At 61.0% G+C, this 26,150-nt stretch carries 27 protein-coding genes; 4 read left to right on the top strand and 23 right to left on the bottom strand.

What is annotated here, in order from left to right; all coding sequences use genetic code 11:
- Positions 1-467: 467 nt before the first annotated feature.
- A complete protein-coding gene (locus M1E16_RS07885) occupies positions 468-2,132 on the top strand; it encodes an electron transfer flavoprotein-ubiquinone oxidoreductase (protein WP_434569336.1) in 1,665 nt (554 codons plus the stop codon).
- 87 nt (positions 2,133-2,219) lie between these two features.
- Here M1E16_RS07885 and M1E16_RS07880 read toward each other — a convergent pair whose 3' ends face one another.
- The 5 genes from M1E16_RS07880 to M1E16_RS07860 all read right to left on the bottom strand — a co-directional run bounded on the left by M1E16_RS07880 (position 2,220) and on the right by M1E16_RS07860 (position 7,415).
- Positions 2,220-3,023 carry an IclR family transcriptional regulator gene (locus M1E16_RS07880; protein ID WP_013693986.1) on the bottom strand — a complete coding sequence of 268 codons (804 nt, stop codon included), beginning with the start codon at positions 3,021-3,023 and terminating at the stop codon, positions 2,220-2,222.
- A gap of 68 nt (positions 3,024-3,091) precedes the next feature.
- On the bottom strand, positions 3,092-4,402 hold the full coding sequence (locus M1E16_RS07875) for an MFS transporter (RefSeq protein ID WP_305496032.1): 1,311 nt from the start codon (positions 4,400-4,402) through the stop codon (positions 3,092-3,094).
- Positions 4,403-4,593: 191 nt separating this feature from the next.
- Entirely contained in the window at positions 4,594-5,742 is a 1,149-nt protein-coding gene (gene dgoD, locus M1E16_RS07870) for a galactonate dehydratase (RefSeq protein WP_003179439.1), read from the bottom strand.
- Between the two features lie 49 nt (positions 5,743-5,791).
- A complete protein-coding gene (locus tag M1E16_RS07865) occupies positions 5,792-6,412 on the bottom strand; it encodes a 2-dehydro-3-deoxy-6-phosphogalactonate aldolase (RefSeq protein WP_434653189.1) in 621 nt (206 codons plus the stop codon).
- A gap of 19 nt (positions 6,413-6,431) precedes the next feature.
- A complete protein-coding gene (locus tag M1E16_RS07860) occupies positions 6,432-7,415 on the bottom strand; it encodes a 2-dehydro-3-deoxygalactonokinase (protein ID WP_458129582.1) in 984 nt (327 codons plus the stop codon).
- Positions 7,416-7,599: 184 nt separating this feature from the next.
- Between M1E16_RS07860 and M1E16_RS07855 the strand changes: the two genes are divergently transcribed.
- The gene (locus M1E16_RS07855) at positions 7,600-8,232 is read left to right on the top strand and encodes a glutathione S-transferase family protein (protein WP_458129581.1); all 633 of its coding nucleotides are present in this window, start codon (positions 7,600-7,602) and stop codon (positions 8,230-8,232) included.
- 3 nt (positions 8,233-8,235) lie between these two features.
- On the opposite strand, the gene M1E16_RS07850 is transcribed toward M1E16_RS07855, so the two are convergent.
- Complete coding sequence (locus M1E16_RS07850; RefSeq protein WP_434569340.1) at positions 8,236-8,718, bottom strand: GNAT family N-acetyltransferase; 483 nt, start codon at positions 8,716-8,718, stop codon at positions 8,236-8,238.
- A 166-nt stretch (positions 8,719-8,884) separates the two neighbouring features.
- Here M1E16_RS07850 and M1E16_RS07845 point away from each other — a divergent pair, with 166 nt between their 5' ends.
- Positions 8,885-9,226 carry a hypothetical protein gene (locus M1E16_RS07845; RefSeq protein ID WP_305496037.1) on the top strand — a complete coding sequence of 114 codons (342 nt, stop codon included), beginning with the start codon at positions 8,885-8,887 and terminating at the stop codon, positions 9,224-9,226.
- A 47-nt stretch (positions 9,227-9,273) separates the two neighbouring features.
- Complete coding sequence (locus M1E16_RS07840) at positions 9,274-9,654, top strand: Rho termination factor N-terminal domain-containing protein (protein ID WP_434625143.1); 381 nt, start codon at positions 9,274-9,276, stop codon at positions 9,652-9,654.
- Between the two features lie 141 nt (positions 9,655-9,795).
- Here M1E16_RS07840 and araH read toward each other — a convergent pair whose 3' ends face one another.
- The 17 genes from araH to fabF form a co-directional block, all read right to left on the bottom strand.
- Positions 9,796-10,764, bottom strand: coding sequence for an L-arabinose ABC transporter permease AraH (gene araH / locus M1E16_RS07835; RefSeq protein ID WP_305496039.1), 969 nt, complete (start codon positions 10,762-10,764; stop codon positions 9,796-9,798).
- A 9-nt stretch (positions 10,765-10,773) separates the two neighbouring features.
- Complete coding sequence (gene araG / locus M1E16_RS07830; RefSeq protein ID WP_458129580.1) at positions 10,774-12,318, bottom strand: L-arabinose ABC transporter ATP-binding protein AraG; 1,545 nt, start codon at positions 12,316-12,318, stop codon at positions 10,774-10,776.
- A gap of 75 nt (positions 12,319-12,393) precedes the next feature.
- A complete protein-coding gene (locus M1E16_RS07825) occupies positions 12,394-13,398 on the bottom strand; it encodes a substrate-binding domain-containing protein (protein WP_458129579.1) in 1,005 nt (334 codons plus the stop codon).
- A gap of 174 nt (positions 13,399-13,572) precedes the next feature.
- Entirely contained in the window at positions 13,573-14,391 is an 819-nt protein-coding gene (locus tag M1E16_RS07820; protein ID WP_458129578.1) for an SDR family oxidoreductase, read from the bottom strand.
- Positions 14,392-14,627: 236 nt separating this feature from the next.
- Positions 14,628-15,503 carry an SMP-30/gluconolactonase/LRE family protein gene (locus tag M1E16_RS07815; protein WP_434569345.1) on the bottom strand — a complete coding sequence of 292 codons (876 nt, stop codon included), beginning with the start codon at positions 15,501-15,503 and terminating at the stop codon, positions 14,628-14,630.
- Entirely contained in the window at positions 15,500-16,246 is a 747-nt protein-coding gene (locus M1E16_RS07810) for a FadR/GntR family transcriptional regulator (protein WP_305496044.1), read from the bottom strand. Before M1E16_RS07810 ends, M1E16_RS07815 begins: the two co-directional genes overlap by 4 nt.
- A 305-nt stretch (positions 16,247-16,551) precedes the next feature.
- Positions 16,552-17,112, bottom strand: a complete 561-nt coding sequence (locus M1E16_RS07805; RefSeq protein ID WP_305496045.1) for a DUF1285 domain-containing protein — start codon at positions 17,110-17,112, stop codon at positions 16,552-16,554.
- Between the two features lie 16 nt (positions 17,113-17,128).
- On the bottom strand, positions 17,129-17,734 hold the full coding sequence (locus M1E16_RS07800; RefSeq protein ID WP_458129577.1) for a DUF4823 domain-containing protein: 606 nt from the start codon (positions 17,732-17,734) through the stop codon (positions 17,129-17,131).
- Positions 17,735-17,870: 136 nt separating this feature from the next.
- A complete protein-coding gene (locus M1E16_RS07795) occupies positions 17,871-18,839 on the bottom strand; it encodes a GTP 3',8-cyclase MoaA (RefSeq protein ID WP_434695495.1) in 969 nt (322 codons plus the stop codon).
- A 137-nt stretch (positions 18,840-18,976) separates the two neighbouring features.
- Positions 18,977-19,615 carry a TetR/AcrR family transcriptional regulator gene (locus M1E16_RS07790; RefSeq protein WP_003204240.1) on the bottom strand — a complete coding sequence of 213 codons (639 nt, stop codon included), beginning with the start codon at positions 19,613-19,615 and terminating at the stop codon, positions 18,977-18,979.
- A 383-nt stretch (positions 19,616-19,998) separates the two neighbouring features.
- Entirely contained in the window at positions 19,999-20,793 is a 795-nt protein-coding gene (locus M1E16_RS07785) for a TatD family hydrolase (RefSeq protein WP_434699875.1), read from the bottom strand.
- 11 nt (positions 20,794-20,804) lie between these two features.
- Positions 20,805-21,161 (bottom strand): PilZ domain-containing protein, encoded by a 357-nt coding sequence (locus M1E16_RS07780; protein ID WP_305496049.1) that lies wholly within the window; start codon positions 21,159-21,161, stop codon positions 20,805-20,807.
- A gap of 40 nt (positions 21,162-21,201) precedes the next feature.
- Positions 21,202-22,188, bottom strand: coding sequence for a DNA polymerase III subunit delta' (locus M1E16_RS07775; protein ID WP_458129576.1), 987 nt, complete (start codon positions 22,186-22,188; stop codon positions 21,202-21,204).
- The gene (tmk, locus tag M1E16_RS07770) at positions 22,181-22,813 is read right to left on the bottom strand and encodes a dTMP kinase (protein WP_458129575.1); all 633 of its coding nucleotides are present in this window, start codon (positions 22,811-22,813) and stop codon (positions 22,181-22,183) included. Before tmk ends, M1E16_RS07775 begins: the two co-directional genes overlap by 8 nt.
- A gap of 19 nt (positions 22,814-22,832) precedes the next feature.
- Positions 22,833-24,005 carry an endolytic transglycosylase MltG gene (mltG, locus tag M1E16_RS07765; protein WP_458129574.1) on the bottom strand — a complete coding sequence of 391 codons (1,173 nt, stop codon included), beginning with the start codon at positions 24,003-24,005 and terminating at the stop codon, positions 22,833-22,835.
- A 3-nt stretch (positions 24,006-24,008) separates the two neighbouring features.
- Positions 24,009-24,824, bottom strand: a complete 816-nt coding sequence (pabC, locus tag M1E16_RS07760) for an aminodeoxychorismate lyase (protein WP_458129573.1) — start codon at positions 24,822-24,824, stop codon at positions 24,009-24,011.
- Positions 24,824-26,068 (bottom strand): beta-ketoacyl-ACP synthase II, encoded by a 1,245-nt coding sequence (fabF, locus tag M1E16_RS07755; RefSeq protein ID WP_305496054.1) that lies wholly within the window; start codon positions 26,066-26,068, stop codon positions 24,824-24,826. Before fabF ends, pabC begins: the two co-directional genes overlap by 1 nt.
- Positions 26,069-26,150: the final 82 nt, after the last annotated feature.

The following is a 26,150-nucleotide window of genomic DNA, read 5'->3' as shown; positions in this document are numbered from 1 at the left end:
TCTAAAAACGCCGGCATGAACCACACATGACCTTGCTCACGGGAGTGAAGACCATTCGTCAGTGATGACCGATGAGTCATTCATTATCGCGGCGTGTAAACTGCGCGTCCGAACCGCGCACCTCGTCACTTTGTGCTGCCTTCGCCCTGTCTTTAGAGGTGCTCTTGAAACCAACAGTCAGCCTACGGCGAGCGCAAAACCGCCCGTATCTTGACCGGAACGCCTATTCCGGTCAATACGGCAAAATGGTCGGTCATAAGCCGTACGTCAGTGATTTATCTGGGCTGCGGCAATTTCAAACGAACGTTTGTATTGGACCCCAAGAGTGGTGTAGATATAATGCGCCGCTCAGAGAGAGAAGCGCGGGTCATCCATTGTCGCTTTCGTCGCTCGGCGAAGGAAATAACGGATGCAACGCCAAACCTCCAATTAGAAAAAACTGTAGAGCCTTGAGTAGGAGATAGCCTGTGGAACGCGAATACATGGAATTCGACGTGGTCATCGTCGGTGCCGGCCCCGCTGGCCTGTCTGCCGCTTGCCGACTGAAACAGAAGGCCGCCGAAGCCGGTAAGGAAATCAGCGTCTGCGTGGTCGAAAAAGGCTCCGAGGTCGGTGCGCACATTCTCTCCGGCGCGGTGTTCGAACCGCGTGCCCTGAACGAACTGTTCCCGGACTGGAAAGAACTCGGCGCGCCGTTGAACACGCCGGTGGTGCGCGATGACATTTATGTCCTGCGAAACGCCGAGGCGGCGAGCAAAATCCCCGACTTCTTTGTGCCCAAGACCATGCACAACGAAGGCAACTATATTATTTCCCTGGGCAACCTGTGCCGCTGGCTGGCCCAGCAGGCCGAGAACCTGGGCGTGGAAATCTACCCTGGCTTCGCCGCCCAGGAAGCACTGTTCGATGAAAACGGCGTGGTTCGCGGCATCATCACCGGCGACCTGGGTGTCGACCGTGAAGGCAACCCGAAGGAAGGCCTCTATACCCCAGGCATGGAACTGCGTGGCAAGTACACGCTGTTCGCCGAAGGCTGCCGTGGTCACATCGGCAAGCAACTGATCAAGCGCTTCAACCTGGACAGCGAGGCCGACACCCAGCACTACGGCATCGGTCTGAAAGAGATCTGGGAAATCGACCCGGCCAAGCATCAGCCTGGCCTGGTGGTGCACACCGCCGGTTGGCCGCTGGACATCATGGGCACCGAAAACACCGGCGGCTCGTTCCTTTATCACCTGGAAAACAATCAGGTGGTGGTTGGTCTGATCGTCGATCTTTCCTACAGCAACACCTTTCTGTCGCCGTTCGACGAGTTCCAGCGCCTCAAGCATCACCCGGTGCTCAAGCAGTATCTGGAAGGTGGCAAGCGCGTCAGTTACGGTGCTCGCGCCATCGCCAAGGGCGGCCTGAATTCGTTGCCGAAAATGATCTTCAAGGGCGGCGCGCTGATCGGTTGCGACCTCGGTACGTTGAACTTCGCCAAGATCAAGGGCAGCCACACCGCGATGAAGTCCGGCATGCTCGCTGCCGAAGCAGTGGCCGATCGCCTGTTCGCCGAGTCCGAAGGCGGTGACGAACTGACCGCCTATGTCGATGGCTTCAAGAGCAGCTGGCTGTACGAAGAACTGTTCGCCAGTCGCAACTTCGGCGCAGCGATCCACAAATACGGCGCGATCGTCGGCGGCGGCTTCAACTGGCTCGACCAGAACATCTTTGGCGGCAAGATTCCGTTTACCCTGCGCGATACCAAGCCGGACTATGCGTGCCTGAAACTGGCGGCCGATTGCAAGAAGATCGACTACCCGAAACCGGACGGCAAGATCAGCTTCGACAAGCTCAGTTCGGTGTTCATCTCCGGTACCAACCATGAAGAAGAACAGCCTTGCCACCTGAAGCTGACCGACCCGAGCATCCCGATCGGCAAGAACCTGCCACTGTATGACGAACCGGCCCAACGTTACTGCCCGGCCGGCGTATACGAAGTGATCACCAAGGAAGACGGTGAGAAGCGCTTCCAGATCAACGCCCAGAACTGCGTTCACTGCAAGACCTGCGACATCAAGGACCCTGCACAGAACATCACCTGGGTCACGCCGGAAGGCGCCGGCGGACCGACCTACCCGAACATGTAAGCCGATCCGCTGAACATCAAGGCTCCCGAATGGGGGCCTTTTTGTTGCCTGCCATCAAAAAAACCCCAACACCATGAATGACGGACGTCAGACCTTGGCGCCCAGCTCCGCCGACAGCCGCGCGGTGACGCCTTTGACCAGGGGAATCAGCTCGGCCATCTTTTCCAGCGGCATGTACGGCACGGTGCTGGCGATGCTGATTCCGGCGACGATGCGCTTGCCGGCGTCGCGGATCGGTGCCGCCACGCAACGAATCGACGGTTCGTTGTCTTCGAGGTCAAAGGCATAGCCGCCTGCTACGTATTCCACCATTCGTTGCTGGAACTGCTCCCAGGACTGTTCCTGATGCTGGGGCCAGAACTGATTCTTCCCACCCGCCGGAAGGCTGATCTCGTATAGCCTTTTCCATTGTTCCTGGGAATCATCGAGCATCAGCGCCTTGCCGATCCCGGTGCGCGCGAGTGGCATGCGGTGGCCCACCCGGGAGCGCATTTCCGGTCCGTTGCGGCCCGGATTCTTCAACAGGTACAGGACCTCGTCGCCCTCGCGAATCGCCAGGTGGACGGTGTCTCCGGTGAGCGCCGACAGCTCGTCCAGGTACGGCCCCGCCAGACTCACCAACGGCAGTTCTTCCCGCGCCTGGAAACCCAGCTCGATCAGCTTCGGCCCCAGCAGATAGCCCACTTGCGGCACCACGCGCAGATAACGCTCGTCCACCAGGCAACTAGCGAGGCGATGGGTGGTGCTGCGGGTGGTGCCGATCAGCCGGGCGATTTCCTTCAAGTCACGGGCGCCGCTGGCGACCGCCTGGACCACGCCCAGGCCACGCAGCAATGTCTGGGTGCCTGTAGGCGCGGCGTCCTTGGTGATTTTTGGATCGTCTTGCTGCATATCCGGCCTTTCACAATGAGCGGGGGAACGGGGGAACGGGCGGCATTATGGTCGCCCGCCCCTCGGGACTACAACTCGATGCGCTCCACTTTCCCGACCAGCAGGATGTAGGACAGCGCGCCAATCAACGCCAGAACGGCGATGTAGGTGATGGCCGGGGCAAACGAATCGCCGCTGGCGAGAAAACCAATGACGATCGGCGTGGCGATGGCCGCCAGGTTGCCGATGAAATTGAACACCCCACCGGTCAATCCCAACAGCCGTGCCGGCGCCAGAGTCGATACCAGCGACCAGGTGATCGACGCCAGGCCGTTGCCGAAAAAGGCCAGGGCCAGGAATGCAATCACCAGCGGCGTCGACTCGACGAAATTGGCGCCGATGATGGCCGTGGAAATCAGCAGACCACCGATAATCGGCAGCTTGCGCGCGAACCCCACTGTGGCGCCGCGACGGATCAGCCAGTCGGAGAAAAACCCGGAACACAACACGCCGACAAACGCCGCGAGAAACGGCAGCGACGCCAGCAAGCCGGACTTGATGAAGTCCATGCCGCGATATTTCACCAGGTAGGTCGGAAACCACGTCAGGAAGAACCACAGCGTGGAGTTGAGGCAGAACTGGCCCAGGTAAATCCCCCAGAGCTTGCGCTGGGTCAGGACTATCCCAAGGTCGGTCCAGCTGAATTTCGCCTTGGCCTTGGCCGTCTCGGCCTGGATATCCACCAGCCCGCCCCCTTCGCGGATCAGTTCGATTTCAGCGGCGTTGGCGCCTTTGAAATCCCGCGGCTCGCGATACACCGCGTACCAGATCACCGCCCAGAGAATGCCGACGGCACCGGTCACCACGAACACCATGTGCCAGCCGAAGGCATGCTGCAGCCAGGCCAGGACCGGCGTCAGGAATGCCAGGCCGACAAATTGCCCGGACGTATAAAAACCGATTGCCGTGGCCCGTTCACGCTCGGGAAACCAAGTGGTGACCACGCGGCTATTGATCGGATAAGCCGGCGCTTCCAGGGCGCCGACGGCCATGCGCAGGACAAACAGCGCGATGAAGCTGGCAGCGAAACCGAGCATCACCGTGGCCACCGACCACAACAACAGCGCCACGCTATAGAGAATGCGGGGCGGCACGCGGTCCACCAGCCAGCCACCGGGAATCTGCATGGCGGCGTAGGTCCAGCCGAACGCCGAGAAAATCAGCCCGACATGGATCGGATCGATCCCCAGTTCGCTGGTCAGTGCGGGGGCGGCAATCGAGAGGTTGCTGCGGTCCAGGTAATTGATCACCACGGTGATGAACAGCAGGACCATGATGAAAAAACGTTTGCGGCTGGGCGTCACCAACGACGCCTGCGCGCTTAGGGTGTGCGCTTGCATGTGAGGTGCCTCTTTTTATGTTTATTGAGGGTGAAACTCTTGAGCGGTCACGTCACTACCGTGGCGAGGGAGCTTGCTCCCGCTGGGCTGCGTAGCAGCCCCTGGGTTTATGAGTTGATGCTTGTGCGACTGCTGCGCAGCCGAGCGGGAGCAAGCTCCCTCGCCACGGGGGAAAGTGGGCGGCCAGGCATTCACCACTCGGCAAAACTGCCATCGGCATGGCGCCAGATCGGGTTGCGCCAGCGGTGGCCGATGGCCGCGCGTTCGATGACGTATTCCTCGTTGATCTCGATGCCCAGGCCCGGGCCGTTGGGGATCTTCACGAAGCCTTTGTCATAGTCGAACACCTGCGGATCCTTGATGTAATCCAACAAGTCGTTGCTCTCGTTGTAATGGATACCCAGGCTCTGCTCCTGGATGAACGCGTTGTAGCAAACCGCGTCCAGCTGCAGGCACGCTGCCAGCGCGATCGGGCCCAGCGGGCAGTGCAACGCCAGCGCCACGTCATAGGCCTCGGCCATGTTGGCGATCTTGCGGGTTTCGGTGATGCCGCCGGCGTGGGAGGCATCCGGCTGGATGATGTCCACGTAGCCTTCGCTGAGCACCCGCTTGAAGTCCCAGCGCGAGAACAACCGTTCGCCCAAGGCGATCGGCGTGCTGGTCAGGGGTGCCAGTTCCTTGAGCGCTTCGTAGTTTTCGCTGAGCACCGGCTCCTCGATGAACATCAACTTGTAAGGGTCGAGTTCCTTCATCAGCACCTTGGCCATCGGCTTGTGCACGCGGCCATGGAAGTCCACGCCAATGCCGACGTTCGGCCCGACCGCATCGCGCACCGCCGCCACGTTGGCCAGGGCCAGGTCGACTTTTTCAAACGTGTCGAGAAATTGCAGCTCCTCGGTGCCGTTCATCTTCACCGCAGTGAAGCCCCGTGCAACGGCTTCTTTCGCCGCTCGGGCGGTGTCCGCCGGGCGGTCGCCGCCGATCCACGAATACACACGGATCTTGTCGCGCACCTGGCCGCCCAGCAGATCGCTGACCGACACGCCCAAGGCCTTGCCCTTGATGTCCCATAACGCCTGATCGATACCGGCCAGCGCGCTCATGTGAATGGCACCACCGCGGTAGAAACCGCCGCGATAGAGAACGGTCCAGATGTCCTCGATGTTGCGCGGGTCTTTGCCGATCAGGTAGTCGGACAATTCCTCGACGGCGGCCGCCACCGTGTGGGCACGGCCTTCGACCACCGGCTCGCCCCAACCCGTCACGCCCTCGTCGGTCTCGACCTTGAGGAAGCACCAGCGCGGCGGAACGATAAAGGTGGTCAACTTGGTGATTTTCATCTTCTTGTCTCTCTTGTCGGATGCAGCGCGCGGGGCGCTGGGAAAGTCTTCAGCTCAAAGCGTTCCATGCGGCCACGTAGGCCTTGGCGCGCACCGCCACTTCGTCCACTGTCAGGCCCGGCTTGAACAGCCCGGAACCGAGGCCGAAACCCTTGACGCCAGCCTCGATGAACACCGCCATGTTGTCCGGCGTGATCCCGCCCACCGGCACCAGCACGGTCCCGGCCGGCAACACCGCAAGCCAGGCCTTCACCACTGCCGGGCCCATCTGCTCGGCCGGAAACATCTTCAACACATGAGCACCCTCGGCCAGCGCAGCGAAGGCTTCGGTGGGCGTGGCGACGCCGGGCGACAGGTACAGGCCCGCCGCTTTCGCCGCGCGCAGCACCTTTGGATCGCTGTGGGGCATGACGATCACCTGGCCGCCAGCCGCTTTCACCTGCTCGACCTGCTCCGGTGTGAGCACGGTGCCGGCACCGATCAGGCAATCGGCGGGCAACGTGCTGCGCAGGATGCGGATACTTTCGTACGGCTCAGGAGAATTGAGCGGTACTTCGATGACGCGAAATCCGGCGTCATAAAGGACTTCGCCGATAGCGGCCGCCTCCTCGGGACGTAGGCCGCGCAAGATCGCGATCAGCCCGTTTTGCGCCAGTGCTTGGGTGAGCATTTCAGGTCTCCAGTGAGGTTTAGCGCGATGCGGTGGAATCGAGCAGCCCGGCCGCCACGGCCAGTTGCCACAGCCCGCGTTCGGTGGCCTGTTCGGCCACGGTCACGCGGGCGAACCCGCAGGCGTCGAGAGCCCGTTGATAGCGGGCACATAGTTGAGAGTTGCCGATCAGCACCACCGTTGGCAGATGCACGCTGTTGCGTCGCTGCCGCTGCACGGCGGCCAGGGCGGTCAGTTCATGGCCGATGAGCAGGCCGGAAAGATAATCGGCCTGGGCGCTGGCACCGAGTTCGCCGGTCAAGCCCAGACTGCGGGCGCTGAATACCGTGGACAGCGGGCCGATCTGGCCGTCTACCGACAGCGCTACCTGCACGCCACGATCAAACGCCGCGCCGTCGAACGCCGCACCGCGTTGTTGGGTGCGACCGAGAATGCTGTGCTCACTGAGCACGGCGAAGATCTCGCCGGTCATGAAGGTGTCGAAATGCACGATGCAGCCATCGGCCACTTCCACCCATTTCGAATGGCTGCCCGGCAGGCCGATCAGCACCGCTTCGTTCGGCAGGCTGGCCAACGCACCGAGCACCTGGGTTTCTTCGCCGCGCATGACATTGGGCAGCCGGGAACGTTGGATCACTCCCGGCACAATGTGCACATCGACTCCGCGAAGACTGCAGATGACCTGTAGGGAATGTCCGAGGTTGGCGACGTTTGCCGGCGTGTCGCAGTAAGGCGCTTCACGCCAGCCCTGGGCGCTGCCGACCATGCCACAAGCGATGATGGGCAAACCTGGCTGCGCATCGAGCCAGTCGCCGCAGGCTTCATCGAAGGCCAGTTCGAAACCGTTGTTGCACGCCTGGCCGGCGACCGTGCGCGGCCCGGACGGCAACTGCATGATCCCCGACGACAGCGAACGCTGTTCGAGCACCTCGCCTCCAGCGGCAAGTTTGTAAGCTCGTAATGAGGTGGTACCCCAATCGAGCGCTATCAATTGCGCCTGCATCCGCTTCACCTGTTTTGTTTATTGGCAGTGAGTGAAGCGGACTATAAACCCGGGCGCTGGAAAATCTCAATATATAAATATCACTCCCATATATTGGGATATAAAAGCGTCCCGCAAAACCATCGCTATCTGCATGAGACCCTGCTACGTTTTTTGACCGGACGCCAAACATCAGGGACAAAAAATGGAAAACTCACTGAAGATTCTCGGCCGCACCTCTTCGATCAACGTCAGAAAGGTACTCTGGACCTGTCAGGAACTGGACATCCCTTACGAACGCGAAGATTGGGGCATCGGCTTTGCGTCGACCCATGACCCGGCATTCCTGGCCCTCAACCCCAACGCCCAGGTGCCGGTGATCATTGACGAGAACGGCGTGCTCTGGGAGTCGAACACTATTTGCCGCTACCTGGTTGGCAAGCATGGGCGCGACGACCTGTTGCCCATCGAACCTGCCGCCCGCGCGCGCGTCGAGCAGTGGATGGACTGGCAAGCCACGGAGCTCAATCCGTCGTGGGGGGATGCATTTTATGGGTTGGTGCGCAAACATCCGGATTTCCAGGACCCGCAGCTCATCGCTGCCGGGGTTAAAGGCTGGAACGAGAAAATGGGGTTGCTCGAGCAGCAGTTGAATCACACCGGCGCCTACGTGGCCGGCGCGAAATTTTCCCTGGCGGACGTGCTTATCGGCCTGTCCGCGCACCGCTGGCGCCAGACGCCCATGGAGCGTCCGGACTATCCAGCCGTGGCCGCTTATTGCAAGCGGCTCGAACAGCGTCCCGGATTTGCCGAGTACGCGTCCAGCGCCTACTCGTAAGCCTTAATTGCCGTTGGCGAAATCCCGCAGCACCTTGCCATCCATGCGGTAGCGCACCCATTCTTCCTGGGGTTGCGCGCCGAGGGATTTGTAGAACTCGATGGCCGGGGTGTTCCAGTCCAGGACGCTCCACTCGAAGCGACCGCAATCGTTGTCGCAGGCGATCTTCGCCAGATGCCGCAACAACGTCTTGCCCGCCCCGCCGCCGCGTTGTTCGGGAGTGATATAGAGGTCTTCGAGGTACAGGCAATTGCTGCCCAGCCAAGTGGAGTAACTGAAGAAAAACACTGCGAAACCGATCGGCACGCCATCACGCAGGCACATCAACCCATGGGCGGTTGCGCCTTCGCTGAACAGGCTGCGCTCGATATCGGTAACGCTGGCGATGACTTCGTGGCGGGCTTTTTCGTAATCGGCAAGCTCAGTGATGAAGGCAAGGATTTGCGGCGCATCGCTGGGTTGCGCGGGACGGATCTCGATCGACATGAACGGGCCTTGTAGCCAAATGAAAGCACCATACTAAGCCGCTGCGCGGCGCTCGTCACATCTTCTGGAGACAACTTTCACGGTACCGTTCGTCGCCCTCAAGGCACCATCCCCGCTCCCGCGCGGCCAAAAATCAGGCAAGCATTCCTAAAATGGAGGCTACACCATGATCAGTTCCAGGCTGACTGCGTTCACATTTGCCGCTTTGTTGTCCTCGGCGGCTTTCGCGGCCACGACTTCAGGGACCGGCCCGACCGATCCGGTACAGGCACCGAATTCGCCCGCCACCCAAGGCTTGCCCAAGCTGAATACCGACGGCACCGGCGGCACCTTGAACAATGGCCAGCCGCCCGCCACGGGCACCGATCCACGGGTCCAGGGTAATGACACCGGTCGCCAGGGTGGCATGAACACCCCGGACTCCACCGCTCCGGATAACGCCGACACCGGCGTGGGTTCGAAAACCACCACCGGCGGTTCCGGTTCGGAAGGTGGCGCCAACCAATAGCCTGACTCGCAGGTGACTCTGCTCACACGCCAGAGGAGGAACAGTTCATGCCTCGTGGAAGCAAAGACAAATATACCGACAAGCAAAAGCGCAAGGCCGAGCACATCGAAGAGAGTTATGAGCAAAAAGGCGTGCCGGAGGGCAAGGCCGAAGCTCGGGCCTGGGCGACGGTCAACAAGCAGTCCGGGGGTGGCGAACGCTCCGGTGGGTCCGGCAAGAAAAAACCCGCCGAGGCCAAGCAATCCGACCGCAAGGAATCGGCCCGGCGCGCCGTCAAGTCGCGTGAAGGCCATCCGCGCACCAGCAACGCCTCCCATGAGGCTCAGACGGTGGACAGCCTGATGAAGGAAGCCCGGGCGAAAAACATTCCCGGACGTTCGAAGATGCGCAAGCAGGAGTTGGTCGAGGCGTTGCGCAAGGCTGGGTAATTGTTGGCGTCAGCCAAGAACGCCTTCGCGAGCAGGCTCGCTCCCACATAGGATCTGTGGCGTGCTGTTGTTTCCGCGCCGGGCACAAACCCTGTGGGAGCGAGCTTGCTCGCGATAGCGGTAGATCAGTCGCCACTGACCTCAGCGCTGCTTCAACCGATCGATCACCACCGCCAGCAACAGGATCGAACCACGGATGACGTACTGGTAGAAGGTGTCGATATTCTTCAGGTTCATCGCGTTCTCGATGATCGCGAGGATCAGTACACCGGCAATGACATGGCGAATCATGCCGATCCCGCCACTCAGCGAAACCCCGCCCAATACACAGGCCGAGATCACCGTCAGCTCGAAGCCCTGGCCGATCATCGGCTGGCCCGAGGTCATGCGCGACGCCAGGATCACACCCGCCAACGCGCCAATCACGCCATGCACGGCGAAGATGATGATTTTGGTGCGATCAACGTTCACCCCCGCCAGCAACGCCGCTTCCTGGTTGCCGCCGATGGCCATGGTATTACGCCCGTAGGTGGTGTAGTTCAGCAACCAGCCGAAGAACAGGAAGCAGACAATCGTGATCAGGATCGGCACCGGCACGCCAAACAGCTGGCCGTTGCCGAACACGAAGAACGATTCCTGGGACACGCCGACCGCTTTACCGTTGGCGAAGATATACGCCAGGCCGCGAACGATCTGCATCGTCGCCAGCGTCGTGATCAACGCGTTGACCCGTAGTTTTGCAATGACGATGCCGTTGATCAGACCGACGATCAGGCCCATCACCAGCGCCGCACTGACACCGAGGAACACGCTGTTGGTGTCGCGCATTACCACGGCAGCGACCACGCCGGCACAGGCAATCACCGAGCCCACCGACAGGTCGAAGTGCCCGGAAGCCAGGCAATAAAGCATGGTGCAGGCGGCAATGCCGGTGGTGGAAATCGCCAGGCCCAGGCCCCGCATGTTCAGCGGCGACAGGAAGTTGTCGATCATCAGGGTGCAGAGCACAAAAATGCCGATAGCCGCCAGCAGCATGACCCAGTCGTCGAGGAAGCGGCGCAGGTCGAGGGGCTTGCGTGCCGTTGGCAGTGCATTGTTTTGAATGGTCATGATTACCTCTCAGTTCGCCGCGTCGGCAACGCGTTGGCGCGGCAACGCCAGTTGCAGCAGGTTGGATTCGTTGGCCTGGTCACGCGGCAGCTCGCCGCGCATGGCCCCTTCGCACAGCACCAGGATCCGGTCGGAAATACCCATCACTTCCATCAGGTCGCTGGACACCACGATCACGGCGATGCCATCGGCCGCCAGGTTGTGGATAATCTGGTAGATCTCGGCCTTGGCACCGATGTCGATGCCCCGCGTCGGCTCGTCCAGCAGCAGGACCTTCATCGGCATCGACAGCCAACGCCCGAGGATCGCCTTCTGCTGGTTGCCACCGGACAGGTACATGATTTTCTGGCTGGCCGCCGGGGTCTTCACTTTCAGCGACTTGATCTGCTTGTCGGCATTGCCCCGCTCCCATTCGCCGCGCAGCAGGCAGCCGAGGGTCGAATGGGACGGACGCGCGCTGATGTTGATGTTCTCGCCGACACTGCCCAACGGAATGATGCCTTCCTTCTTGCGGTCCTCCGGGCAGAGCAGCACGCCAGCGCCGATGGCATCCCGTGGCGAACGCAGCTTCAGTTCCTTGCCGTGCAGGACAAGACTGCCCTCGCTCTGGCGCTCCAGGCCACTGAGCAAGCGAAACAGCTCGGTACGACCGGCGCCGACCAGCCCGAAGAGGCCAAGAATTTCACCCTTGTGCACCTCGAAACTCACCGGCTCGCGCAGGCCCGGCCCCAGCAGCCCCTTCACCTGCAGCGCCACATCGCCACGCTCACGCGGACGGTAGTCATAGATGTCCTGGATATCACGACCGACCATGCAGGTGACGAGTTGATCATGGGTCAACTCGCTCATGTTTTCGAAGGTCCGGACATAACGACCGTCCTTGAACACCGTCACCGCATTACAGATTCGAAAGACTTCTTCCATGCGGTGGCTGACGTACAACACCACTTTGCCCTCGTCCCGCAGGCGGGCGATGATCGCCATCAAACGGTCGATTTCCCGCGCCGAGAGGCTGCTGGTCGGTTCGTCGAAAGCAATGACGTGGGCGCCACGGGATAATGCCTTGGCGATTTCCACCAACTGGCGCTGGCCGAGGGACAGGCGACCGACTTTTTCCTGCGGGTCGATTTCGTCCGCCAGACCTTTGAGCAGCGCCAACGCCTGCTGGCGCAGCACGCTGCGATTGACCAGGCCGAAACGCGCCGGCAAATGGCCAAGGAACAGGTTTTCGGCGACGGTCATTTCCGGCACCAGGTGCAGCTCCTGGTGAATCACCGCCACACCGCTGGCGATACTGTCGGCGGTGCCTTTGAACGCCATCGTCTGCTCACCGATCTGCAAGTCGCCGCTGCTCGGGATATAGGCGCCGCCAAGGATCTTGAGCAACGTGGACTTGCCCGCGCCGTTTTCACCCATCAAGGCATGAACCTGTCCTGGATGGGCGACGAAACTGATATTGGCCAGGGCCTGCACGCCGGGAAAGGTCTTGCCGATCCCGTTGAATCGCAAGCTGCCGCCAGTGTTGTGTTGCCGTGTCGCTGTTTGCGCTTGCATAACCACCTCGAACTCACAGAGATCAAGCGGCCCGGTCACGCCTGTGACCAGGGCCGCTTTTGAATCAACCAGCCGTCAATTCCACAGGCCGATCTTTTCCAGTTCCTGCTTGAAGTTCTCTCGGGTGATCAGCGTCACCTCGTCCATGGCGGTGTACTTCGGCGGCTCCTTGCCGGTGGTGATCCACTCGTACATCATTTCGGCGGTCTTGTAGCCTTCGATGTGCGGGCTTGGCAGCATCGAACCGAAGAAGCCACTATTTGGTTTCTTCAGCTCGCCGATGGCGTCGGTGCCGTTGATACCGATACCGATCACGTTGGCCGCCTTGAAGCCGGCTGCTTCGGTCGCGCGCACGCCACCCAGCACGGTGTTGTCATTCATGCCGCCGATGATCAGGTTTTTCGCGGCGCTTGGCAGCTTGACCAACGCCGAGTTGGTGGAGTCCATGCTGCCCGGCACGTCGAGGGTCTTCAGCGCTGTGAACAGGATATGGTCTTCCGGCATCCCGGCCTTCTTCAGGGCATCGACCGAACCGTCGGTGCGTTTCTTACCGGTGTCCAGCTCGTTGAAGGTGTTGATCACCGCGTAGGTGTCTTTCCACTCCCAGTCGCGTTTTTTCGCTTCGGCAGCCATCGCGGCGCCTTGTTTCTGGCCAACCTCGAACGCGGCCATGCCCAGGTACGGCACGTCTTCCATGAATTTTCCGCTGGCGTCGACGAAACGGTCGTCCACGGCGATCACCTTGAGGTCGTTGAGCTTGGCCTTGGCCATGATGGCCGGGCCCAGGGACACGTCCGGCGGGCAGATCACAAAGCCCTTGGCACCGTTGGCGGCCAGGCTGTCGATGGCGGAGAGGGTCTTCTCGCCGTCAGGCACGGCGATCTTGATCAACTGGAAGCCTTTGTCCTTGGCCGCCTTCTCGGCGAATGCCCATTCGGTCTGGAACCAGGGCTCCTCGGCCTGCTTGACCAGGAAACCGATTTTCACCGCATCGGCCGCCAGCAGGTGGCTGCTGAGACTGAACGCGGTAACCGCCAGGGCGGCGCGACACAGGGAACGGATCCCACGACGATGTTTCATAGCTGACTCCTTGTTTTTTTTATTGAAAGCCAAACGTCCAGGGATCTGCTCCACGTTGGTGGAAATGCGCAGGCTGGCCGGTCAAATCGTGTTACTGCACAGCATAGGTCTAAATAGTCATATCGTATGATGATTGGATTACAGGCGAAGTTTCCCACTGCAATCCAGAAATATTCAGTCGTGGTACATGACCGAACGTCCACCATCAATGGTGATGCATGAAGCGTTGATGAAAGGTGCTTCGTCACTGGCCAGGAACACCGCCGTCATTGCCACTTCGATCGGCTGGCCGATACGCCGTGGCGGGTGCAGATCCAGCGCACGCTGGCGTTCGGCCCGGGGATCGGCAAAGCCATTCCAGTAGTCGATATTCAGCTGCGTCTCGATGTAGCCGGGCGCAATGGCGTTTACGCGCACTCCCTTGGGCGCGTATTCGATGCCCAGGGCGCGGGTCAGCCCGAGCAGGCCATGCTTGGCCACCGGGTAAGGGAAGCAGCCGGGAATGATGTGGGACGAATGGGTCGACGCGATATTGATGATGCTGCCCACGCCCTGCTCGATCATCTGCGGCAATACGGCCTTGCAGCCGTACCAGGCACCGTCCAGGTCGATGGCGAAGCAACGGCGCCAGTCTTCCTCGGTCATTTCCAGCGGATCGCGGAACACATTGACGCCAGCGCAGTTCACCAATACGTCGATGCGACCATGCAGTTCAACCGCTCGCCGGGCCATGGCGTGCAGGTCCTGCTGGCTTGAAACATCGACCTTGAGTGCTTGTACATCCCCACCGCGCCCACGCCAATGGGCGGCGACAGCCTCGACTTTTTCAGCCTGGATGTCGCTGATGACCAGCCGCGCCTGTTGGGAAGCAAACGCAGCAACGATTGCCTCGCCAATGCCCTGGGCAGCACCCGTCAGCAGCACGACCTTGCCTTTCAACCGTTCGCCCTGCGGCGGCTCCGGAACCGGTGGCAAGCAAAGCGCTTCAGCCATGAACCTGGGCTCCCGCGGCAAGACACGAGAAAAACCGGGCACCCACGGGGGACCGGTCAGGAAACGGCAGAACGGACAGTAGCTGGCGAACGCCGCTGGGGCGTTCGGGGGAAATTCGATGCATCGCTTCACCAGTTTTGTTTTTTTAGTGTGAGTGCGTATTGCTGATGCAGCCGACTATAAACCCGACCGCCAAATAATCTCAATATATATATTTACATCCCATATTTTGGGATCTAGCCAGCAAACCTCGTACAAGCCACACCCGGCACGTCCACTCGCATCGACAGCACCGCACCGTCCAGCGGATGCCCAAGCGGACTTTGCGCACTGGTGATGTACAGCGTCCGCAGGTCGTCTCCACCGAATACACAACTGGTGGGACGGCTGACCGGTAACTCGATCACCCGATCGACATGGCCGTCCGGATGCAGCCGCAGCAGGCAACTGCCATCCCAGCGAGCGTTCCAGATGTAACCTTGCGCATCCATCGCCGAACCGTCCGGCCCGCCACGGGAATGGGGGCCGAACCAGACCTCCGCGGGCGCGAGTTTGCCGTCGGGGTAGATGAAGTGCCGATACAGCGTGCCATCGAGGCTCTCACCGAAATACACCGTCGTGCCATCGGGGCTCCATAGCAGCGTGTTTGGAATGCCCAGCCCGCGCAGCAGGGGCATCACCCGGCCATCGCCGCCGACACGGAACAGGCCGCCGGAACGTCGCTCGATGGGCAGGTCCTCGCCCTCTTCTCCGATATTGTTTTGCATGGTGCCCAGCCAAAGCTGGCCCAGCGCATCACAGCGCGCTTCATTAGCACGATTGCCAGGCTGGGGATCGGCCATGCACAGCAACTTCAGGCGCGGTTCCAGCCCAGGCGAATCCAGGTCCAGTCGATAGACGCCACTGCTCAATGTCACCAACGCATCGCCGCTCTGGGTCGGGATGAAGGCGGAAACGTGTTCGGGCATCTGCCAGATCTGTACATTGGCGCCGATCAGCCGCAGCGCCTGCTTGCCGGCGATATCTACCCAATACAGCGCCTGGGTCGGTTCGTCCCAGAACGGTCCCTCGCCCAGTTTCGCCCGATGTTCCGTCACAGCCGTCCAGTTCATTGCAACCTCCCGTTCCCGGCTCGCCCGGTATTGTCTGTTCGACCGGCCATGACGTCGGGGTAAAAGCGCTTGATGGCCAGGTCAGCGTTGTCGATCAGGGTCATGCAGGCCCAGACGCCGCGCGCCGCGTCGCGCTCGGCGATGGCTTCGGCGATATCCTTGTGGATCGGCAAGGTGCGCCGCAATTCGTCCGGATCGGCCGCCGACACCTCGAACGAGACCGCCAGCAACGCGCCCAGGGCCGGGACCATCTGCTCGATGAATTGATTGTGGCTGGCGGCGAGAATGCATTCGTGGAAAAACTGGTCGGCAAGATTGTAATCGGCGCCGCTGTCCACCGCCCGCTCCAGCGCATGATAAGCCAGGCGGATCGCCTGCACCTGATCAGCCGTCGCCCGTTCGCAGGCCCAGCGCACCGCCATCGGTTCGATGGTGCGCCGCAGGTCCAGCAGGTCGTCGACGAAGTTTTCCGGCAGGCCGCTGCGTGACAGCCAGCCAACCACCTGCGGGTCGAACAGGTTCCAGCGGCGCACCGGCAGTACTCGCGTGCCGACTTTCGGGCCGACTTCCAACATGCCTTTGGCCACCAGCGTCTTGATTGCCTCACGGATCACCGTGCGGCTGACGCCCAGTTGCTCGCCCAGATCTGCCTCGACCTTGATGGTTTGCCCAGGCTTGACCTGGCCGGCGGCAATCCAGCCACCCAGCCAATCGACGGTCGACGCGTGAAAACTGCTGGACATGACTACCCCGTGGGCTTTTCTTATCAGGCGCCCACGCTAATCATCATATGATTGGGTGTCAATTTGAATTTTGCATAACCACTGTGGGAGCGGGCTTGCTCGCGAAAGCGGTGGGTCTGCATAAAAAAGGTGTCGACTATGCTGCCGCTTTCGCGAGCAGGCTCGCTCCCGCATGAGTTGGGTTGAAACCCACATCCTGGACAACCAGAATCACTGTGGGAGCGAGCCTGCTCGCGAAAGCTCCCGCCCAACATCGTCTTGGCTGACACACCGCTTTCGCGAGCAGGCTCGCTCCCACGCAGGATTCAGGGCTCAAGGCCGATGGGGAAAAACACGCCGCCGCTCCATACGCCCAGCCAGCGCTGACCATCGATCTCGCGACTCACCGCCAGCTCCACCAATTGATAGAACACGTTGCGATGTATCAGCGCTTCGAGGTTGCTGCGCACATGCACGTACGGCGCAGGCTCCTGGGTCTGGGGGTCGATGACCACCCGCATCGGATGATCAGGGCCGGCTTCGGTGGTTTCCTCGACATTGGTAGTAAAGCGCAACAACTGCCCTTCCCCCTCCCCCTCGACCTCAAGGGTCACGGCCACGAACGGGGCGTCGTCGACTTTGATGCCGACTTTTTCCACAGGGGTGATCAGGAAATAATCATCGCCGTCGCGGCGAATGATGGTGGAGAACAGCTTGACCATCGGCTTGCGCCCGATCGGCGTGCCCAGGTAATACCAGGTGCCATCACGGGCGATGCGCATGTCGATGTCGCCGCAGAAGTCGGGGTTCCACAAGTGGACCGGCGGCAGGCCTTTGGTCTTCGGGATCTGTCCCAGCAGGTCATTGGCTTTTTGCGGTCCGCTCATGGTGACTCCTTGAATTTTACTGGTCGCTTATCCCCAGCAAGGTGCGGGCATATTCACGCAGTGGGGCGGCGATCAGGTCTTCTGGCTGTTTGTCGTGCAACGTCAGTAAACCGCCACGACTTTTGATACGCGCAGTATCAATCAAATACTGGGTGCTGGTCTCGATCAACATGACCTGAATGACACCGGTATCGACACCCAGTCGATCCACGGCTTCTTCGTCCAGCCATTCGTCGGTGTTGCCGATGCGGTTGTCCGCCTTGGCGAACCGGGTATACAGCAAGTAATGAGCACCGGCGGCCCGCGCTTCGCCCATCGCCTGGTCGAGGCCTTCCGGGACCCGGGCGCGACGAACCATGGGGAAATACTCGATGAAACCGTTGAACGCTTCTTCAGCCACGACATTGGGCCGCGGATAAGCGCTGCCTGGCGGAGCAAAAGCACCCTGGGCAATGTAGATAAAGGAATCCGGCTGAATGCGCAGGTTGTTCACCCGACGGCTGTCGCTATGGTCCAGCAGGCCGGCGTCGCTCATGTGATAACGAACGCCCTCCCCCATGTCGCTGACATTCATGCAGCCACCCAGCGTCAAAACGGCCAGCAGCAAAAACAGGCTACGCATCCTACCCTCCAAAAACCGGTGACGGAAAACCGGCGAATGGCCATGGGATGCAGCTTTTGCGCCAGCTCGACAAATATCCGGTTTGGAATGTCCGTGGTAGGGGAAGCTTGCTCCGTCACCACAAAAAAGCCGCTGTTCAGCCGCCGATGATCTTCATGATCGTCGCACCACCGGAGAACGCCACTTCCTGCTTGTCCCCCAAGGCCTTGACCAACAGCCGCTGGAGCGCCGGCAATGCCTGGTGACGCGGTTTGTCCAACAGATCGCCAACGTAGTGACGGTTACTCGACGACAGGCAGCCATGCAACCAGCCCGTGGAAGACAGCCGCAGCCGCGAACAGGTGCGGCAGAACGGCACGCTTTCGTTGGCGATCACACCGAAGTGCCCCAACCCCGGAACCTCGTAACGCACGGCCGTGGCATCGATCGGCGCATCGGCCTGCAGATATTCGTACCGGTCGCCAATCAGGCCCAGCAGCTGCTGGAGGCTGACGAACTGTTGAAGGAACGCATTGGAGTCCTTGGCCAGGTGGCCCATGCGCATCAACTCGATGAAACGCAACTCATAACCACGCTCCAGGCAGTACTGGAGCAACGGCATCACCTGGTCCAGGTTCTGCCCGCGCAACGGCACCATGTTGACCTTGATCTTCATTCCCGCCGCCCGGGCCTGCTCCATGCCGTCCAGCACGGTCGCCAGGTCGCCACCACGGGCGATGCTGCGAAACGCCACGGGATCCAGGGTGTCGAGGGAGACGTTGATACGGCGGATACCGGCATTGACCAGCAGCGGCAGCTTCTTTGCCAGCAGCTGACCATTGGTGGTCAGACTGATGTCCTGCAGTCCCATCTGCCCCACCGCCGTCATGAAGCTTTCCAGCTTGGGGCTGACCAGTGGCTCTCCACCGGTGATGCGCAACCGCTCGATGCCGGCGGCTTCGATCAGATAGGCCACGCCCCGCGCCATGGCCTCGGCCGACAGTTCATCCTGCGCAGCCACCAGCCGCTTGCCGTCTGGCACGCAGTAGGTACAGGCATAGTTGCAGGCTGAAGTCAGGCTGATCCGCAAATTGCGAAAACGCCTGCCTTGACGGTCAACGATCATGATGACTCCGGCGAAAGAAGAATCGGGCCCGCAAAACCTGACCTAAAAATCAGATTTCTGCAAGACCCAAGCCTGAGTATATTCCTCGGGCAATGCGCCATGTAAGCAGACATGGCGCAATCAGACAGCTGAATGCCTCAACTGCTCGGGACGTCGGTGTCGCGCTTGCGCTTGTTGCCCATGCGCACGCCAATGTCCATCAGGAACTGGAAGAAGCCTTCCTGGTCTTCAAGCACATTGCTCCAGAACGGCGAGTGATACAGCGCCACGGCGCCATGCACCAGCGCCCAGGCTGCGCAGTAATGGAAATACGGCGGCACATCTTCGAGCTTGCCTTCGCTGATCCGGCCCTTGATCAGCAGGGTCAGGCGTTCGAAGTTGGAAGCGCGGATCTTGTGCAGCTCCTCGACCATTTCCGGCACCTGGTTGCCCTTGACCACCTTCTCTTCCAGGCGATCGAACAAGCGGTAACGCTGCGGGTCGCGCATGCGGAACTCGAAATAGGCCCGGGATAGCGCTTCCTTGTCCTTGTCCACATCGGCCGAATGCAACAACTCGTTCAAATCGCGCTCGTAATCGAGCATCAGCCGCAGGTAGATCTCGGCCTTGGATTTGAAATGTTTATAAATCGTGCCTTTGCCGATACCCACGGCATCCGCAATCATCTCGACGGTGACACTGTCTTCACCCTGGTCGAGGAACAACTTGAGCGCGGTGTCGAGAATTTCCTGCTCGCGGCGACGAAACTCACGGACCTTACGGGGTTCTTTGTGCATAAGAAAAAGGTCTGAAGGGTCAAAATTCGAAGCCGGGTATTATGCCTAAATTACGCAAAAATGCACGGATCATCCATTTTCGATCAGTGTTCTGCGGAAAACCGTGCAGTCCCGACTCCTCCGTTTACCTGGCACCCTACCGTACTGGCAGGTTAACAGGACAGTGAGAACCTATCCGAAGCGAGCGTATTCCAAATTTGTTTAAAAACCGCCGCAACCACACTGGACGCATCGCCACAGTGATCAATACTTGAACTGTCGGCGCGACATCTCCCCCAAGTGACGCGCCGATAAAGGTACCAACGGACCGAGTGCCTTTGTTTACTCCTAATGGTCTTAACCCGGATTCACCCCCCAGAACCCGGGTTTTTTTTGTCCGTGATTCAGGCCCTCGGCGAACCGACATGCGCCAGGGGGAACAGGCGCTTGAAGTTTTCCGTGGTCTGCTGCGCGAACCGCTCATAGGATTCACCGCGCAACATGGCCAGGAACTCGGCCACCTCGCGCACATACTGAGGAAGGTTCGGCTTGCCGCGATAGGGTATTGGCGCCAGGTAGGGCGAATCGGTCTCCACCAGCAATCGATCGGCCGGCACTTTGCTGGCGACGTCGCGCAGGGCGTCGGCATTGCGAAACGTGACAATTCCGGACAGGGAGATGTAGTAACCCATGTCCAGCGCAGCCTTGGCCATGTCCCAGTCCTCGGTGAAGCAATGCAGCACGCCCGCCTGGGGCAACGCCGCGTCGCGCAGCAGATCCAGGGTGTCGGCGCGGGCACCGCGGGTGTGGATGATCACCGGCTTGCCAGTCTGACGAGCCGCTTCCAGGTGCAAGCGGAACGAAGCCTGCTGCACCTCGGCGGCCTCCGGCTCGTAGTGATAGTCGAGGCCAGTCTCGCCAATGGCCACCACCCGCGGATGGTCGAGCTCGCGCAGCAGCCAGTCCAGGGCCGGCGCGGCATCGGGCTGTACGTCCAGCGGGTGGATACCCACCGAACAATCGACATCCGCATAACGGTCGGCCAGGACCTTGACGTCGGCGGCGTTATCGGCGCTGACACCGATGCACAGGAAATGCCCGACACCTCGTTGGCGCGCTGCATCCAGCGCGGCGTCCAGCGAACCGCCATGGGCGGCAAGGTCGAGGCGATCAAGGTGACAATGGGAATCTACAAGCATATGGGGCCAGGCTACATCGTATGGGTAGGACGGTCGGACTTGAGGGTTCCGGCCAGGTGGGTTTCGATCTGATTGCGAGCCGAGTTGTCGCCTTCGTTGAACTGCACGCCAACCCCGGCCGCCCGGTTGCCCTGGGCGCCTTTGGGGGTGAGCCAGATCACCTTGCCGGCGACCGGGATTTTCTCCGGTTCGTCCATCAGGCTCAACAGCATGAACACCTCATCGCCCAGGCGATAATTCTTGTTGGTCGGGATAAACAGGCCGCCATTCCTGATGAAGGGCATGTAGGCGGCGTAGAGCACCGACTTGTCCTTGATGGTCAGGGACAGGATGCCATTGCGTGGCCCGGGGCTGACAGGTTCGTTCATGCTGATCTCCGCTGCAATTGAGCTGAGTTTAGTGTGCCTGTCAGTTACGACCAGGCAAACTTGCCCATTGCACCAACAGCGCCTCCAGCAACAGGACGCGATTGAGGTTGGCCTTGCTCAGCACCTTCTGGCGTTGGGCAAGGATCCAGTCCTGAATGTTCAGGATTTTGTCCTGGCTGCTTTTTTGCGCCAGGTACTCGATCACCTTGCGCATGTCCGCCAGTCCCAGCCCAGCCTCGTCCTCGGTGAGCTGATAACGCAGGATCAGGCTCGACCAGTCGCAGAACCAGTCAAACAGCAGCAGCAACGGAATGGCGTTCCAGCCCTCGGCCAGTTGCGTCGGCGACTGCTGTTGCTTGAGCAGCTTCTTGACGCCGTCCACTACCAGTGCCCGCTGCTCACGCACGCCCTGGGCCTGGAGGCTGACGGCCGCCAGTGGCGAACCGGCGGCCAGGGTCAGCAGCTCGACACGCTCCTCATCGCTGTTGTCAGGCAAGGCCTGGCCCAGCCACTGCAGGCTCATGGCCTCGCTGGGCAGCGGACAAGCCTGCTGCACGCAACGGCTCTTGATGGTCGGCAACAACCGACTCGGCTGGTGGCTGACCAACAGCAGGACGGTATTCCCGGAAGGCTCTTCGAGACTCTTGAGCAAGGCATTGGCAGCGTTGATGTTCATCGACTCCACCGGTTCGATCAACACGACCTTGCGCCCGCCCATCTGCGCGGTCTGGACAACGAAACTCACCAGGTCCCGGACCTGGTCGACCTTGATCGCCTTGTCCGCCTCTTCAGGCTCCAGCACGTAGTTGTCTGGATGGCTACCGGCCTTGAGCAGCAGGCAGGACTTGCACTCGCCGCAGGCGCCCGCGGCCACCGTGGCCTGGCACAGCAGGCTCGCCATCAGGCGTTCGGCCAGGGCCCGCTTGCCGATCCCGGCCGGACCGTGCAGCAGGTAGGCATGGGCATGCTGGGCACGCCCGGCCAATTGCTGCCAGAGGCTGTCCTGCCACGGATAGGCTTCAGCCACGGGCACGCTCCAGTAGACGCGGCAGCAGACCATCCAGCGATTGCTGGACCTGTGCCAGCGGTTGGGCGGCGTCGATCAGCAGGTAACGCGCCGGATCAGCCTGGGCACGCTCCAGGAAGGCATTGCGCACGGCGTTGAAGAAGGCCTGCCCTTCCAGCTCGAAGCGATCAAGCCGACCCCGGGCGCTGGCGCGGGCCAGACCGATGTCCACCGGCAAGTCGAACACCAGGGTCAGGTCTGGCCGCAGATCCGCCTGGACAAAGGTTTCCAATGCGGCGATACGCTCAAGGGACAAGCCCCGGCCGCCCCCCTGGTAGGCATAGGTCGAATCGGTGAAGCGATCACACAGCACCACCGCACCACGGGCCAGCGCCGGGCGGATCACCTCGGCCAGATGTTGCGCCCGGGCGGCGAAAACCAGCAACAGCTCGGTGTCGGGGTCCATGACCTCGTCAAGGGGTGCCAGCAGCACCTCGCGAATCCTCTCGGCCAATGGCGTACCGCCCGGCTCACGGGTCAGCACCACCTCGATGCCTTCAGCCCGCAAACGTTCGGCGAGGTATTCGCGGTTGGTGCTCTTGCCGGCGCCTTCGGGGCCTTCCAGGGTTATAAACAAGCCAGTCACGGGCGATCCTTAATCAGAGTCATTGCGGGCTCGGCGGCTCGCTGGCATTCGCTTCGGGGGTAGGTTGCGGCGCGGGCTCCTGAGGCGGCACCTGGGGCACGGCTTCAGGCGCCGTATCCGGTGAAGCGGCGGGAATCGGCGCCACATCGTCCGGCGCAACCGGGGCCGGGCTGGAGCGATAATCGGCGCGGCGCTTGAGCTGGTATTCGCGCACCGCGTTGTTGTGCGTTTCCAGGTCATCGGAAAACACATGGCTGCCATCGCCCCGGGCCACGAAATAAAGGCTGTTGCCGTCCGCCGGGTTCAACGCCGCATGAATCGCCTCGCGCCCGACCATCGCGATCGGCGTCGGCGGCAGCCCTGGAACCAGATAGGTGTTGTAGGGATTCGGTTCTTTCAGATGGGCACGGGTGAGCTTGCCGGTGTAGCGCTCCCCCAGGCCATAGATTACGGTGGGATCGGTCTGCAACAACATGCCCAGGCGCAAGCGGCGCACGAACACCCCGGCGATCTGGCCACGCTCCTGGGGCACGCCGGTCTCCTTCTCGATCAGGGAGGCCATGATCAATGCCTGGTAGGGCTGGGTGTAAGGCACGTCGGCGGCTCGTTGCGCCCACTCCTTGGCGAGCACCTCTTCCAGCCGATCGTAGGCCTTCTTCAGCAGATCGGCATCCGACGTACCGCGCACGAACCGATAGGTATCCGGGAAGAACCGGCCTTCGGGAAATATCCCGGAATGACCAAGACGGTCCATCACCTGACTGTCGCTCAGCCCGGCGAGGGTCTGCTGGAGCTTCTCATCCTTGGCCAGCGCTGCGCGAACCTGACGGAAATTCCAGCCCTCCACCAGCGTGACGCTGTACTGCACCACGTCACCACGTTTCCAGACGCCGATCAGGCCCTCCATCGTCATCCCCGGCACCATCCGGTATTCGCCGGAGTGCAAGGGCTGGCCGGCGAGGTTGAAGCGCCAATACACCCGCAGCCAGAATGCATCCTTGATCAGGCCATCGGCTTCCAGGCGATTGAGCGTCCCGGTCGGCGTGGTGCCGCTGGGTACGTCAAGCAGTTCTTCCTGGGTGATGTTCAACGGCTGCTGCAGCGCCGAGTGAATTTTCCACGCCGAAGCGCCCAGCAACAGCCCTGCCAGAACCAGTCCGACTTCCAGCAGCAGCAAGAATTTACGTCTCACGAATCAAGCATCCAATAGCGCACGGGCAAGGGTCTGCAGTTTACGGGTGAGCGGGCCAACCGACCAGCGCGCCGAACCGCATCCGCGTACCGGCCACACGCCATAAACGCTGTTGCAGACAAAGACCTCGTCGGCCTGGTGCAGCTGTTCGAGGCTGATATCGGTGACCTGAGTAGCGATGCCATCAGACTCGGCTTGAAACAATAATTGCCCACGCATCACCCCGGCGACACCACAACGGCTCAGATCCGCCGTGATCAGCGCTCCGTCGTGCACCATGAACAGATTGCTGAACACGCCTTCGATCACCCGCCCGGACATATCCAGCATCAAGCCTTCGGCATGCTCGGTGTCGTTCCACTCGGCGCGGGCCAGCACTTGTTCAAGGCGATTGAGGTGTTTGAGGCCGGCGAGCAACGGTTGCTCGGACAGGCGTGTAGTACAAGGAAACAGCTGAACGCCTTGCTCGGCATGGGCCAGCGGATAGGCCGCCGGCGGGCTGCCCTGCAAGATGCGGCGGGCCTGGGCTGAAGGATTGGCGGCATAGCCCCGCAGACTGTCGCCACGGGTCACGATCAGTTTCAGAACGCCATCGCCAAGCTGCTGCGCATAGGCTTGCAGTTCTGCGTTCAATACCGCCCATTCGACACTGATTGCCAACCGTCGGCATCCCAACGCGAGGCGTTGCAGATGCCCCTCAAGCAGAACGAGCTTACCGTCCCGCACGTCGATGGTTTCGAACAATCCATCACCGTAGGCCAGGCCGCGATCTTTCAGCGACAGAGCGTCAGCCGGCTGACCGTCGACCCAGCTTTCCATCAACCGGCGAACCGGCGAAACACCAGCGAGCCGTTGGTCCCGCCGAAGCCGAAGGAATTGGACAACACGACGTCGATGTCCATGCTGCGGGCGGTATGCGGCACGAAGTCGAGGTCGCAGCCCTCGTCCGGCTCATCAAGGTTGATGGTTGGCGGCGCCACCTGGCTGTTGATCGCCAGCACGCTGAAGATCGCTTCCACCGCACCTGCCGCGCCCAACAGGTGGCCGGTCATCGATTTGGTCGAGCTGACAGCCAGTTTATAGGCGTGGTCGCCGAACACGGTCTTGATGGCCTGGGCTTCGGCCAGATCGCCGGCCGGGGTCGACGTACCATGAGCGTTGATGTACTGCACCTGCCCTGGATTGAGCTTGGCGTCGCGCAAGGCATTGGTGATGCAACGGGCCGCACCGGCGCCATCGGCCGGTGGCGACGTCATGTGGAACGCATCGCCGCTGGTACCGAAGCCGATCAGTTCGGCATAGATGGTCGCGCCACGAGCCTTGGCGTGTTCAAGTTCTTCGAGCACCAGCGCACCGGCACCGTCCGACAGTACGAAACCATCGCGGCCCTTGTCCCACGGGCGACTGGCCCGGTCCGGCTCATCGTTGCGGGTCGACAGCGCACGGGACGCGCCGAAACCGCCCATGCCGAGGCCGCAGGCGGCCATTTCGGCACCACCGGCAATCATCACGTCAGCTTCGTCGTACATGATGTTGCGCGCGGCCATGCCGATGCAGTGGGTGCCCGTGGTGCAGGCGGTAGCGATGGCGTAGTTGGGTCCCTGTGCACCAAGGTGGATGGACAGGAAACCGGAAATCATATTGATGATCGAGCCCGGCACGAAGAACGGCGAAATACGCCGCGGCCCGGAATCATGCAGCGTACGGCTGGTTTCTTCGATATTGGTCAAGCCGCCAATACCCGAACCCATGGCCACGCCGATGCGCTCACGGTTGGCGTCGGTGACTTCCAGCCCGGCATTGCGCACCGCCTGGAAACCGGCTGCCAGGCCGTATTGAATGAACAGGTCAAGCTTGCGGGCTTCCTTGACCGACAGGTATTCCTCGACATTGAAACCCTTTACCGAGCCGCCAAAACGGGTGGAATAGGCAGAAAGGTCGGTGTGTTCGATCAGACCAATGCCACTACGGCCAGCCAGAATGCCCTGCCAGCTGCTCGGCACATCCGTGCCCAGTGGCGACAACATACCCATACCGGTGACTACGACGCGTCTACGCGACACAGCACTCTCCTTTTTCAAATGACGACTTTGCATCAGGCCTAAAGAAAAAACCGCACGCCGAAATGGCAGTGCGGTTTTTCCA

The organism is Pseudomonas sp. Z2-11 (assembly GCF_054161305.1).
This window is presented reverse-complemented; position numbering and strand designations above follow the sequence as displayed.